The sequence below is a fragment of the Spirillospora sp. NPDC047418 genome (assembly GCF_040643275.1).
GTDB lineage: Bacteria > Actinomycetota > Actinomycetes > Streptosporangiales > Streptosporangiaceae > Spirillospora.
The window spans coordinates 1-13,119 of record NZ_JBEYTW010000072.1 but is presented as its reverse complement, the minus strand read 5'-3'; the positions used below and the strand labels follow the sequence as shown (position 1 = coordinate 13,119).

The following is a 13,119-nucleotide window of genomic DNA, read 5'->3' as shown; positions in this document are numbered from 1 at the left end:
ACCACCGGCCACAGGCGTGGCACGTACCGACAAGGCTGCGCAATTCCGCAGCGTCGTCCGCGCGGGGCTTCTCCCGACCCGCACAGCGCGTCCATTCACGAGCATGCCGCCGAGACGCATGCCCGCCCGCGCTCCCATGCCCGGACGACGGCCGACTCCGTACTCCACGTCGAACGAGGTCGCATGCACTCCCTGCCCAGGGCCCGCCGTGTCCGGCCGGTCCTCTCCCGCCTGCTGCGGTTCGCCCCGTCCCGGCTGATCCGTCCCGTTCCGCCCGGGTGGCGACCCGGCCGGCGGCTGGTCGTGATCGTCATCACACCGTTGGTGCTGATGGCCGCCGCCACCGTGGTCGCCTACGTCCGCACGCCGCTGCCGACCCGGCCGCAGGACGGCGTCACCGACGAGGGCTCCACCGTCTACTACGCCGACGGCCGGACGCCGCTGTTCCGCCTCGGCGCCAACCGGGAGGCCGTCCGGCACGACCAGATCCCCGACCGGCTGCGCTGGGCGGTGCTCGCCGCCGAGGACCGCGGCTTCTACGGCGACCACGGCGTCTCCCCCACCGGGATGTTCCGCGCCCTGTGGAACAACGTCGCCGGCGGCGACACGCAAGGCGGCTCCACCATCACCCAGCAGCTCGCCCGCAACTACTTCAAGGGCCTCAGCAGGGACCGGACGATGCGGCGCAAGATCAAGGAGATCTTCATCGCGGTCAAGCTCGACCGGAACCGCGCCAAGGACGAGATCCTCGACCTGTACCTGAACACCATCTACTTCGGACGGCAGACGTCCGGCGTGCAGGCGGCCGCCCGCGCCTACTTCGACAGGGACGTCTGGCAGCTCGACATCGCGCAGTGCGCCCTGCTCGCCGCGATGATCCAGCGGCCGACGTACTTCAGGACGCAGGGCGGCGACCCGGCCGCCCGCGCGCTGCGCTCCCGCTGGACGTACGTCCTGGACGGCATGGTGTCGATGGGCAGGCTGAGCCGCGCCGACGCCGACCGGCAGCGGTTCCCCCGCACGCAGGACGAGTGGACCGGCGTCGGCCTGTCCGGGCAGGACCTCCTCGTCCGCCACCGGCTGGAGACCGAGCTCGCGGGCATCGGCATCCCGATGGACAGCGTCGTCAACGGCCGGCTGAAGATCTACACGGCGCTCGACCAGCGCTGGATGCGGTACGCCGAGCAGGCCATGCGCGGGGCGCGCGAACCGGAATGGCCGCGCACCGTGCACGGCGGGCTCGTCGCCGTCGACTCCCGGACCGGCGCGGTGCGGGCGTTCTACGGCGGCGACCCGAAGCGCAGCCAGGTCGACTCGGTGTTCGCGCCGGTCGCGCAGGCGGGCTCGACGTTCAAGCCGTACGTGCTGGCCGCGATGCTGCGCAAGGGCCTCAGCGTCCGGACGAAGGTGAGCGGCAGGTCCCCGCAGAAGTTCGCCCCGAACGGCGACGTCACGCCGATGACCGCGCCCGGCTACAAGGTCGAGAACGACGAGGAGATCGGGTCGCTCGGCACGATCGACATGGTCGAGGCGACCGCCCGGTCGGTCAACACCGGGTACGTGAAGGCGGCGCTGAAGGTCGGCATCGCGAACGTCATCGAGGCCGCGCGGCTGTTCGGCGTGCCGGAGTCCGCGCTCAAGCCCTTCGCGGGGCAGGCGGGCGTCGCGCTCGGCATCCCCGACGTCTCGGCGGCCACCCAGGCCGCCGGGTACGCGGCGTTCGCCAACGGCGGCACGGCGGTCGTCCCGCACCTGGTCACCAAGGTCGTCGACGCGGAGGGCCACCGGGTCCCGCTGCCCTGGGACGGGCCGGGCCGCCGCGTCCTGGACGGGGAGCAGGCCGCGCAGGCCACCGCCGCGATGCGGGCGACCGTCCTGAAGGGGACGGGCACGCGCGCGGCGCTGACCGGCCGCGAGGCGGCGGGCAAGACCGGCACGACCGAGCACAACCGCGCCGCCTGGTTCGTCGGGTACGTCCCGCAGGTCTCGACCGCCGTGGTGATCGGCAACGCCAAGCCCGCCACACTGCGGAACCTGCCGGGCTTCACCGGGACGGTCGCCGGGGAGAACGTCCCGGCCGCGATCTGGCACGCGTTCATGGAGCGGGTCACCCGCGACCTGCCGGCCGAGGTGTTCCCCCGGCCCCTCTTCACGGGCACCGCCGCCGACTGGACCGACCCGGACCCGGCCGGGCAGAACGCGACGCCGCCCGGCTCCGCGGACCTCGGACGCAGGAAAACGCCGCCCTCCGGCGGCGGCACGGGCACCGGCGCCGGCACGGGCGGTGAAACAGGCACGGGGGGTGCGGCGGGCTCCGGCGGCGATGCGCGCAAGCTCCCCGAGAGCCCCGACGGCAGGCCCGCCCCCACCGGCAAGCCCGGCACAACGGACGAACCCCGCACAGGGACCGGCTGACCCGCCGGAGATCGAGTCGACAGCGCCCCGCGGAGCGGCTAGCGTCGCGGGCGTCCGATGCGAGCGAGGAACCGAGACCATGTCGGGGGGCCTGGTCAGGTGGGTGCTTCACGTCCCCTCGCGCTCGCGGCGGCGGCCCTGCTGGCCTGCGGGGTCGCGGGCTGCGGCGGCGGGAGCGGCGAGGGCGGGCGGACGCCGTCCGCCGGGTCCGGCACGCCGTCGGCCCCGCCGTCCAGCCGGGCACCGGCACTGGACGCGTGGATCCCCGGCAGAGTCGCGGAGATGAGCGTCGCGGAGAAGGTCGGGCAGTTGTTCGTCCCGGCCTTCTCCAGCCGCGCCGACGCCCTCGCGAAGGTCGAGAAGTACCACGTCGGCGGGCTGATCTACTTCCCGGAGAACTTCGGCTCCCCGGCCCGCACGGCGGCGCAGTCGAACGCGCTGCAGAAGGCGGCGAAGATCCCGCTGCTGCTCGGCGTCGACGAGGAGCAGGGCATCGTGTCCCGCACCCCGTTCATCACCCGGTTCCCCGGCAACATGGCGCTCGGCGCCACCCGGAACCCGGCCGACGCGCGCGCCGCCGCCCGCGTCACCGGCACCGAGCTGCGCGCGGTCGGCATCAACCTCGACTACGCGCCGGACGCCGACGTCAACGTGAACCCGCGCAACCCGGTGATCGGGCTGCGCTCGTTCGGGTCCGACCCGGCGCTCGTGTCCACGATGACGGCCGGCGCGGTCGGCGGCTACCAGGACGCCGGGGTCGCCGCCACCGCCAAGCACTTCCCCGGGCACGGCGACACCGCCGTCGACAGCCACACCGGGCTGCCGGTGATCAAGCACTCGCCGGCGGAGTGGGAGCGGCTCGACGCACCCCCGTTCAAGGCGGCGATCAAGGCGGGCGTGGACGTCATCATGACCGCGCACATCGTCGTCCCGAAGCTCGACAAGTCGGGCGATCCGTCCACGCTCTCGAAGACCGTGCTGACCGGGCTGCTGCGCGGCAGGCTCGGCTACCAGGGCGTCATCACCACGGACTCGCTGCAGATGGCGGGCGTGCGGGAGAAGTACGGCGATGCGGCCGTCCCGGTCCTGGCGATCAACGCGGGCGCCGACCAGCTGCTGATGCCGCCGAGCCTGCCGCGCGCCTACAAGGCGGTGCTGAAGGCCGTCCGGTCCGGGAAGATCACCGAGAAGCGGCTGGACGAGTCGGTCACGCGCATCCTCAAGCTCAAGCAGCGCCGCGGCCTGTTCCAGGGGACGGCGGTCGACCCGGCGAAGGCGAAGGCGGCGATCGGGACGTCCGCGCAGGCGGCCACGGCCCGGCGGGTCGCCGAGCACGCGGTGACGCTCGTCCGCAACAAGGGCGGCCTGCTGCCGCTCAAGGGCGGGAAGGTCGCCGTGTCCGGGCCGGGCGCCGACCGGCTCCTCGCGGCGCTCCGCCGCCAGGGCGTCGCGACGGCCGCCCGGGGCGCGGCGGACGTCACCGTGCTGACCACCGAGAACGCCGGATCGGCGACCGCGTCCCGCATCCGGGCGCTCGGCCCGAAACCGGTCGTCGTCGCGGCCCTCGGGCGCCCCTACGACCTCGACGCGGCGGGCGGCGCGGCGGCGGCGCTCGCCACCTACTCCTCCGGCACGGTCTCCGTCAACGCGCTGGCGAAGGTGCTGAGCGGCGCGGTGAAGCCGACGGGCAGACTTCCCGTGCCGGCGGGCGGGCACCCGGCGGGCTACGGGCTCGGCTACCCCTAGCCCCCGGTCAGCGGCGTTCGTTGGACGCGGAGGGCCGCTTCCTGGGAGGATCGGGCCGCCTTCTTCCCCCCGGGAGGTCTCCGTGCAGGTCCGTCCTCTTCTCGCCGCCGTCCTGGTGGCGCTTCCGCTGCTGAGCGCCTGCGGCGGGCAGGAGGAGGTCACCATGCCGCCGCTCACCCCGGAGCCCGGCGACTCGCGGTTCGCCGACACGACGACCGCGGCGGCCACGACGACGTCCGCGAAGGAGACCCTCCCGGCGCGGCTGGCGCTCTACAAGTACCTGCGCGGCGTCGCCGTGGGGAACGCCAAGGCGTGCGCCTTCCTGGCGCCCGCCTACCAGCAGAAGGTGTTCGGCGGGCCCACCGCCTGCCGCACCCGGTTCGCGAAGGCCCGCGCGAAGCTGCGCCCGCAGGACCTCGCGGCGCTGCGCGGCGTGACCGTCCCGGTCTGCCGGCCGGGGCCGGGAGACGGCACCTACACGGTCCGTTTCGAGGACCTCGCCTGGAAGGGCGCCCCTGCCCGCCAGGCCGGCCTGCTGGCGCCGAGCTTCACGATCCAGAGAACAGGCCAGAACTGGCAGATCACCCCCTGACCCGCCTCGTTCACTTGCGGCGTGTCGCCCTTATCCGGTCGTCCATAAGGGCAACACGCCGCAAGTCAACGCATGGTCAGAGGCCCAGGTCGGTCAGGGCCGGGAGGTTGGCTCGGGCCGCCTCGCGGGCCCCCTCGGCCGTGCGGGCGCCTCGGGCGGCCTCCGCCGCCTGCCGGCACTGCTCCAGGGTGTGGCGGGCCAGGGCGGCGCGTACCAGCGGCAGGGACGGGGCGCTCATCGACAGCGACGTCACCCCGAGCCCGACCAGCACGCAGGCCAGCGCCGGGTCGCCGGCCGCCTCGCCGCAGACCCCGCACGGGACGCCCGCGCCGGCCGCCGGGGCGACCAGGTCGAGGACGGCGGGCTGCCACGGGTCCTGGAGGCGGGCGAGGCCGCCGACCTGCCGGTCCGCCGCGCAGGCGTACTGGGTGAGGTCGTTGGTGCCGATGCTGAAGAACTCCACCTCGGCGGCGAGGTCGCGGGCGCGGAGCGCGGCGGCGGGCACCTCGATCATGACGCCGGGATGCGCGACGCCGGCGTCCCGGCACCGCTCGGCGAACCAGGCGGCCTCCCCGGCGTCGGTCACCATCGGGGCCATGACCTGCAGCTTCACGGTCAGCCCTGCGGCGGCGCGGACGAGCGCGGCGAGCTGCGCGGCCAGCACGTCCGGGTGCCGCAGCGACATCCGGACACCGCGCTCGCCGAGCGCCGGGTTCGGCTCCTCGCCGGGCGCGGGCAGGAACGCGAGCGGCTTGTCGGCGCCCGCGTCGAGCGTCCGGACGACCACCCGGCCCTCCGGGAACGCCTCCAGCACCGTCCGGTACGCCTCCTCCTGCTCCGCGTCGGACGGCGGCGTCGCGCGGTCCAGGAACAGGAACTCGGTGCGGTAGAGGCCGACGCCCTCGGCACCGCCCGCGAGCGCCGCCGCCAGGTCCTTCGGCCCGCCGATGTTGGCCAGCAGCGGCACCGGGTGGCCATCCGCGGTCGCGCCGGGCCCGGTGAACTCCGCCAGCGCGGACCCCCGGGCGGCGGCCGCCGCACGCGCCGCCCGCACGTCCTCCTCGGACGGGTCGACGCGCACGGTCCCGGCGGTGCCGTCGACGAGGACGCGGGACCCGTCGCCGAGCGACGCCGCGCCCGGCAGCGCCACGACCGCGGGCACGCCCATCGTCCGGGCGATGATCGCGGTGTGGCTGGTCGGCCCGCCCTCCTCGGTCACGAACGCGACGACCTTCGCCGGGTCGAGCACGGCGGTGTCGGCCGGCGCGAGGTCGCGGGCGACGAGCACGAACGGCTCGTCCGACTCCGGGACGCCGGGCATCGGCAGGCCCAGCAGCCTGGCGATCGCCCGGTCGCGGATGTCGTCCAGGTCGGTGACCCGGGCCGCGAGGTAGTCGCCCGCCCCGGCGAGCATCTCCCGGTAGACGCCGAACGCCTCGAACACCGCGCGGGCCGCCGCGACGCCCTCGCCGACCCTGGCGCGGACCCCGTCGGCGAGGCCCGGGTCGCGGGCCATCAGCGCCTGCGCGCCCAGCACGTCCCGGCCGTCGGCGTTGCCGGCCGCGGCGGCGCGCTCCCCGCGCTCCTCCAGGTCGGCGGCGACGGCCTCCAGCGCGGCGAGCGCCGTGTCCCGCTCGGCGTCCGCGTCGCCGCCGTGCCGGTCGCCGGCGGGCGGCTCGGGGACGTCCCCGGCGAGCTTGCGCACCGGCCCGGCGCCGACGCCGGGGCTGACGCCCGTGCCCTGCAATACGTCCGGCACGGCTCAGGCCCCCTCGGGCTCCGGTGTGGACAGCAGCTTCTCCAGGGCGTCGAGCAGCTCGCCGGCGCCGTCGCCCTCGGCGGACAGGACGACCTCCTCACCGTGCCGGGCGTCCAGCCCCAGCACCGCGAGGATGCTCTTGGCGTTCACCGGGTCGCCGCCGCGCTTGGCCACGGTCACCTCCATCGGGGCCTTGGCCGCGGCCTGGACGAACAGCGCGGCCGGCCGCGCGTGCAGCCCCACCCTGGATTCGATCTTGACGTTGCGCTCGGTCACCGCACACTCCCTCTAGTCCTGCCCGGGGCCCGGCACGCGCAGCGCCGGGCCCGGGACGACGTCCACTTCCTGAAAATCGGCCACCACATGGTCGGCCCCGGCGAGCGCGCCCGCCGGCTGCGTGGTGCTGACGCCCACGCAGGTCATGCCCGCGGACTTCACGGCCGCCACGCCCGCCGGGGCGTCCTCGAACCCGACCGCCTCCGCCGGGGGGACGTCCAGGTCGCGCGCGGCGGCCAGGTAGCCCTCCGGGTGCGGCTTGCCGGTGACGACGTCCCCGGCGGTCACCACGAGGTCGAGCAGGTCGCGGACGCCCAGCTCGGCGAGCAGCCGCTCCGCGTACGGGCGCTGGCCGGACGTCACGACCGCCAGCGGCACGCCCGCGTCCGCCAGCGACCGGACGAGGTCGACGGCGCCGGGGACGGGTGCGACCGCCGGCATCTCCGGCAGCGACTCGTAGGACACCGCCTGCTCGAACAGCTCCTCGACCGACCGGCCGGGGAACAGGTGCGCGAGGTCGCGCAGCACCTCCAGCCCGCGCCGCCCCGCGAACGAGGCGATCAGCGCGTCGTCCCAGCGGACGCCGTGCGCGTCGAACAGCCGGGACCACATCACCCGGTTGCGCGGCTCGGTGTCGATAAGGGTGCCGTCGAGGTCGAACACCGCCGCGCCGAGGCCGATCACCGCCATGTGAAGAGCTCGGCCCCCTTCGTCACCTCGCCGGACTCCAGCACGTCCGACAGCGCGTCGGCGCCCGCGTCCAGCGCGACGACCGCGCAGATCGGCGAGCGGCCGCCGGCCTCGATCACGGCCGGGTTCCAGCCGACGACGGGCTGCCCGGCGGTGACCTCGTCGCCCTCGGCGGCGAGCAGCTCGAACCCCTCGCCCTTGAGCTTGACGGTGTCGATGCCGAGGTGGACGAGGACGCCGTGGCCCTCCGCGTCCACCACCACGTAGGCGTGCGGATGCAGCTTGACGATCTTCCCGGTGACGGGGGCGATGGCCCGGCCGGGGCCGCGCTCGGGGTCGACCGCCGTGCCCGGGCCCACCATGGCCTGGGCGAACACCGGGTCGGGGACGCCGGCGAGGCCGACGACCCGGCCGGTGACCGGGGACAGTACTCGGGTCATTGGGGGCCTCCCATTGGTCCGTACGGGTCGGTCCGTACGGGCCGGATCAGTCGAGGATGTCCTCGATGTCGCTGGCGAGAGTGTCGGCCTCGGTCCCCACGACGACCTGCACGACGGTGCCGCTGCGCATGACGCCGAACGCGCCCGCCTTCTTCAGCGCCGCCTCGTCGACCTTGCCGGCGTCCGCGACCTCGGTGCGCAGCCGGGTGGCGCACGGCTCGATCTCGACGATGTTGTCGGCGCCGCCCAGCGCCGCGATGATGGCCTCGGCCTTGTCCATGTCCTTCTCTTCTCTCGGTGGGGGTGGGTCGTGGTTCAGTCGGTCTGGGTGACCTTGTTCAGTCCGCGCGGGACGTCGGGGTCGATGCCGAGCCGGCGGGCCAGGTTCTCGACCAGGAGCTGGCCGGGGACGATGAGGCCGAGCGGCGCGAGCCACTCGGGCAGGCCGGGGCCGGGCAGCGCGGCCGAGCACGCCGCGGCCAGTTCGGCGCCGCCGCCGACGCCGTAGGCGCGGGCGCCGGCCCCCTCGACCCGCCGGGCCAGCGCGACCGTGCCGGCCAGCGTCGGGCCGGAGTCGGCGGCGACCAGCAGCGCGGGCGTCTGCGCGTCCACGACGGCGATCGGGCCGTGCAGCAGGTCGGCGTACGACAGGCCCATGGCGTGCAGGTAGCACGCCTCCTTGATCTTCAGCGCCAGCTCCAGCGCGGTGCCGAACGCGATGCCGCGGCCGGACACGACCGTGCCCGGGACCTTCGCCAGCTCCTCGACGATCTCCGGCAGCGCGGGCGACGCCTCGGTCAGCGCGATCATCCGGGCGACCTCGTCGGGGACGCGGCGCAGGTCGTCCACGGCGACGTCCGCGCCGAGCCCGAGGCCGAACACCGACAGCGCGGCGAGCTGCGTCGTGTAGGTCTTGGTGGCCGGGACGGCGATCTCGTCGCCCGCGTCGGTGACCAGCGCGACTTCGGCCGCCTCGGCGAGCGGGGAGCCCGCGCCGTTGGTGACGGCGACCGTCCGGGCACCGCAGTCCTTCGCCCAGTCGAGGGTCTCGACGATCTCCTCGGTCTTGCCGGACTGGCTGATCGCCACGGCCAGCACACCGTCCAGGTCGAGCCTGCGCCGGTAGGTCGTCGCGATGGACGGCGCCGCGAGGGTGGCGAGCCGGCCCGCGTGCGCCTCCACCAGGTAGCGCCCGTACACCGCGGCGTTGTCGGACGAGCCGCGCGCGATGAACAGCACCTGCCGGGTCTCCCGCGCGAGCGCCGCGATGTCGGCGGTCCGCGGGAGGAGCGCGTCGATCGTCCGGCGCAGCGCGTCCGGCTGCTCACCGATCTCGGCGCGCATCTGACTGGTCATGATCCCCCTCCGTAGAGTTTCTGCCCGCCCGACCACGTGGTACGCGCCCGATGGTCCGGCCCCAGCCATACGAGGTCGGCGGCGGCGCCGGGCGCGATCCGCCCGAGGTCGGGACGTCCGATGAGGTCGGCCGGGATCCGGGTGGCCGCGTCCACCGCGGCGGCCGGGTCCAGGCCGAGGCCGATCGCGTTGCCGACCGCGTCGTCCAGCCGCAGGCCGGACCCGGCGATCGTGCCGTCGGCGCGCAGCGGCGGGCCCTGCTCGGGCATCGTGATCGGCTCGCCGCCGAGGTCGTAGGTGCCGGGCGGCATCCCGGCGGCGGACGCGGCGTCGGTGACGAGCACGACCCGTCCCGGCGCGGCGCGGAACACCAGCCGCGCCACCTCGGCCGAGACGTGGTGCAGGTCGAGGATGAGGCCGGGGATGAGCCGGTCGTCGATGAGCGCCTGCACGGCGACACCCGGGTCGCGGTGGTGGACGCCGCTCTGCGCGTTGAAGATGTGGGTGACCATGCGGGCGCCGGCGTCGGCGGCGGCCCCGGTCTGCGCGGCGGTCGCGTCGCTGTGCCCGACGCTGACCAGGACGCCCGCGCCGGTCAGCGTCCGGATCGCCTCCAGCGCGCCGTTCCGCTCGGGCGCGAGCGTGACCAGCTTGACCAGGCCGGTCTCCAGCAGGGTCGCGATCGCGTCCGGTGCGGGGTCGGTCAGGTACGCGGGGTTGTGCGCGCCCTTGCGCTTCTCCGACAGGAACGGGCCCTCGAGGTGGACGCCGAGGACGCGCGTCCCGGCCGGCAGGCGCGGCAGCAGGTCGCGGGTGCGGCGGAGCGCGGCGGCCTGGGTCTCGACCGGCGCGGTGATGAACGTGGGGAGGAAGGCCGTGACGCCCGTCTCCGGCAGGCGGGAGACGACGGTGTGCCAGGCGGCCTCGTCGGCGTCCACCATGTCGTGGCCGTAGAAGCCGTTCACCTGGAGGTCGATCAGGCCCGGGGCGAGCAGGCCGTCGGGGAGGTGGGCGTCGGGCGTCTCGACCGGACGGCCCTCGCCCGCCTCGGTGATCACCCCGTCCACCGCGCGGACGTATCCCGGGGAGACGACACGGGTAGGAGTGCCGGCGGGGGTGATGATCATGCGGTCGGCCGTGATCAGGAGTGATGCCATGGGTGCGCGCTCTCTGTGACGCGATGATCGCGGGGTCGTCGGTCCCTCGGGTCAACTGGTCTAGTCCGGACTAGACCAGTACGCACCATACTCCACGAATCGGATGGAGAAGAAGATGCGGGACGAAACTCGTCCGGTGCCGGATCCGTCGCGGACGGAGACCGCCCGCGACGCCCGCCGAGGGGCGTCCGGCCGAGGTCAGCCCGCCTCCGCCGAACCGGACGGTGCGTCCGCGATGCCGCCCTGACCTGCGCATTCTCCGATCTTGACACCGCCGCGACGTGACCGGTTCGTTACGAATTCATGCATTGACATGCCTTTCGGACCTGTGGTCTAGTCCGGCCTAGACCAGTACGAACCAAATCGCCTACCTTCTAACCACCGTCCAGTCCACTCTTCCGTCGCAACCCGGCGAACCCCGTCGATCCGGCCCCCGGCCATCGAGGACCCCCGTGACCACCATCGATCCGCACAGTCCCGTACCGAAGTACTTCCAGCTCCGCGCGATCCTGCTCGACCTCATCGAGAGCGCGGAACTGCCCGTCGACGCCCCGATCCCGTCGGAGCGCGAGTTGTGCGTCCGGTACGAGCTGTCCCGCATGACCGTCCGGCAGGGCGTCGACCAGCTCGTCTCCGAGGGGCGGCTCTACCGCGTCCCGGGCAAGGGCACGTTCGTCGCCCGGCCGAAGATCGAGATGCCGCTGCGGCTCGTCTCGTTCACCGAGGACATGCTGGCCCGCGGGTTGCGGCCGGGCGCGATCGACCTCGAGCGCCGGACCGTCCCGGCCGACGCGCGGCTCGCCCGGATCTTCGATGTCGAGCCCGGCACACAGATCCACATCGTCGAACGCCTCCGCACCGCCGACGGGGAGCCGATGGCCCTCGAACGCGCGCACATCCTGGCCGCCCTCGCCCCCGACCTGCTCGACCGCCGGCTCGCGGACCGCTCCCTGTACGGCGTCCTCGAAGCGGTGTACGGGCTGGTCTTCGACGCGGGCGACCAGACCATCGACGCCAGCCTGGCCGACGCAGCCGACGCCAGGCACCTGCAGATCGCCCGGGGCAGTGCCGTGCTGCTCCTGCAACGCCGCTCGTACACCGGAGGTGTGTGCGCCGAGCTGGGCGTGTCGACCTACAGGGCGGACCGCTACCAGATCCACACGGCCCTCGGAAACCCCCCGCCGCACTCCGAACACCCCTGAGGAGGAACCTCGCGATGACTGCGACAACAGTGGACTCCGCGCCGCGGCGCGGGTCCAGCACCCTCGCGGTGCTGCAGCGGATCGGCCGCAGCCTCATGCTGCCGATCGCCGTGCTGCCCGCCGCCGCGCTGCTGCTGCGCTTCGGCCAGGCCGACATGCTCGGCGCCGACGGTCTCGGCTGGGACCGCGTCGCCGAGATCGTCGGTGAGGCCGGCAACGCGCTGTTCGCCGCCCTGCCGCTGCTCTTCGCCGTCGGCGTGGCGATCGGCTTCGCCAAGAAGTCCGACGGCTCCACGGCGCTCGCCGCCGTGGTCGGCTACCTGGTCTTCGACCGCGTCTCCAAGATCATGTTCTCGCACACCAGCGAGCTCAAGGGCAACGTCCTGATCACCAAGGTGGCGGACGGCGCACAGGCGCAGGTCATCGACTGGGGCGCCAAGAACCCGACGGACGTGCTCGGCGGCATCCTGATGGGCGTCATCGCGGCACTGCTGTACCAGCGGTACTACCGGATCAAGCTGCCGACCTGGCTGGCGTTCTTCGGCGGCCGCCGGTTCGTCCCGATCATCACCGCCGTCGCCGGCCTGGCGCTCGGCATCGTGATCGGCTTCGTCTGGCCGGTCCTCGGCAGCTGGCTCACCGACGCCGGCGACTGGATCACCGGGGCGGGCGCCGCGGGCGCCGGCATCTACGGCGTCATCAACCGCCTGCTGCTGCCCTTCGGCCTGCACCACATCCCGAACTCGCTCATCTGGTTCGTGTTCGGCGACTACAACACCCCGGACGGCGTCGTCCACGGCGAGATCAACCGCTACCTGGCCGGCGACCCCAACGCGGGCGGCTTCCTCGCCGGGTTCTTCCCCGTGCTGATGTTCGGCCTGCCCGGCGCCGCCCTCGCGATCTGGCACGCCGCGCCGCCGCACCGGCGCCCCGCGGTCGGCGGCATCATGATCTCCGCCGCGCTCACCGCGTTCGTCACCGGCGTCACCGAGCCGATCGAGTTCGCGTTCATGTTCGTCGCGCCCGTCCTGTACGGCGTGCACGTCGTCCTCACGGGCATCTCGATGGCCGTCCTGGAGGCGGCCGGCGCCAAGCTCGGCTTCGGCTTCTCCGCCGGCGGCATCGACCTGCTGCTGAACGCCCGCAAGGACAACACCCAGGGCCTCTGGCTGATCCTCGGCATGGGCGTCCTGTACTTCTTCCTCTACTACTTCATCTTCAGATTCCTGATCCAGAAGTTCAACTTCGCGACCCCCGGCCGCGAACCCGACGACGAGGAGTCGACCGCCGCCGACCCGGCCGCCGACCCCGAACTCGCCGGCGGCGAGAAGAAGAAGCGGAACCGCAAGGGCACCGCCGAACCCGAAGAGGCCCCGGCAGGCTGACCCTTCCCCCGGGGCGGCGGGCGCCCCCCCCCCCCCCCCCCCGGGGCCCCCCCCCCCCCCCCCCCCCCCCAAACCCAACCCCCACCGCGAAAAACCACAGA

12 protein-coding genes are annotated in these 13,119 nt (G+C 74.0%); 5 read left to right on the top strand and 7 right to left on the bottom strand.

Annotation, left to right across the window (positions count from 1 at the left end; genetic code table 11):
- The first annotated feature begins 183 nt into the window (after window positions 1–183).
- The 3 genes from ABZ806_RS32860 (at window position 184) to ABZ806_RS32850 (ending at window position 4,753) form a co-directional block, all read left to right on the top strand.
- Entirely contained in the window at window positions 184–2,415 is a 2,232-nt protein-coding gene (locus tag ABZ806_RS32860) for a transglycosylase domain-containing protein (RefSeq protein ID WP_500221342.1), read from the top strand.
- A gap of 99 nt (window positions 2,416–2,514) precedes the next feature.
- Entirely contained in the window at window positions 2,515–4,161 is a 1,647-nt protein-coding gene (locus tag ABZ806_RS32855) for a glycoside hydrolase family 3 protein (RefSeq protein ID WP_500221341.1), read from the top strand.
- An 82-nt stretch (window positions 4,162–4,243) separates the two neighbouring features.
- Window positions 4,244–4,753 (top strand): hypothetical protein, encoded by a 510-nt coding sequence (locus ABZ806_RS32850; RefSeq protein WP_500221340.1) that lies wholly within the window; start codon window positions 4,244–4,246, stop codon window positions 4,751–4,753.
- Window positions 4,754–4,829: 76 nt separating this feature from the next.
- On the opposite strand, the gene ptsP is transcribed toward ABZ806_RS32850, so the two are convergent.
- Genes ptsP through nagA form a run of 7 tightly spaced genes read right to left on the bottom strand, consistent with a single transcriptional unit; the run spans window position 4,830 to window position 10,431 of the window.
- Window positions 4,830–6,512, bottom strand: a complete 1,683-nt coding sequence (gene ptsP / locus ABZ806_RS32845) for a phosphoenolpyruvate--protein phosphotransferase (RefSeq protein ID WP_500221339.1) — start codon at window positions 6,510–6,512, stop codon at window positions 4,830–4,832.
- A gap of 3 nt (window positions 6,513–6,515) precedes the next feature.
- Window positions 6,516–6,788: an HPr family phosphocarrier protein gene (locus ABZ806_RS32840; protein WP_500221338.1), complete on the bottom strand. Its 273-nt coding sequence runs from the start codon at window positions 6,786–6,788 to the stop codon at window positions 6,516–6,518.
- A 12-nt stretch (window positions 6,789–6,800) separates the two neighbouring features.
- Complete coding sequence (locus ABZ806_RS32835; RefSeq protein ID WP_500221337.1) at window positions 6,801–7,478, bottom strand: HAD family hydrolase; 678 nt, start codon at window positions 7,476–7,478, stop codon at window positions 6,801–6,803.
- Entirely contained in the window at window positions 7,469–7,918 is a 450-nt protein-coding gene (locus ABZ806_RS32830) for a PTS sugar transporter subunit IIA (protein WP_500221336.1), read from the bottom strand. The genes ABZ806_RS32835 and ABZ806_RS32830 overlap by 10 nt, the downstream gene beginning before the upstream one ends.
- A 46-nt stretch (window positions 7,919–7,964) precedes the next feature.
- Entirely contained in the window at window positions 7,965–8,198 is a 234-nt protein-coding gene (locus tag ABZ806_RS32825) for a PTS sugar transporter subunit IIB (RefSeq protein ID WP_500221335.1), read from the bottom strand.
- Window positions 8,199–8,233: 35 nt separating this feature from the next.
- Complete coding sequence (locus tag ABZ806_RS32820; RefSeq protein ID WP_500221334.1) at window positions 8,234–9,274, bottom strand: SIS domain-containing protein; 1,041 nt, start codon at window positions 9,272–9,274, stop codon at window positions 8,234–8,236.
- Window positions 9,271–10,431, bottom strand: coding sequence for an N-acetylglucosamine-6-phosphate deacetylase (gene nagA, locus ABZ806_RS32815; RefSeq protein ID WP_500221333.1), 1,161 nt, complete (start codon window positions 10,429–10,431; stop codon window positions 9,271–9,273). Before nagA ends, ABZ806_RS32820 begins: the two co-directional genes overlap by 4 nt.
- Before the next feature lie 452 nt (window positions 10,432–10,883).
- On the opposite strand from nagA, the gene ABZ806_RS32810 reads away from it, so the two are divergent.
- On the top strand, window positions 10,884–11,633 hold the full coding sequence (locus ABZ806_RS32810; RefSeq protein ID WP_500221332.1) for a GntR family transcriptional regulator: 750 nt from the start codon (window positions 10,884–10,886) through the stop codon (window positions 11,631–11,633).
- Between the two features lie 14 nt (window positions 11,634–11,647).
- Entirely contained in the window at window positions 11,648–13,018 is a 1,371-nt protein-coding gene (locus tag ABZ806_RS32805; RefSeq protein ID WP_500221331.1) for a PTS transporter subunit EIIC, read from the top strand.
- The last annotated feature ends 101 nt before the right edge of the window (window positions 13,019–13,119 follow it).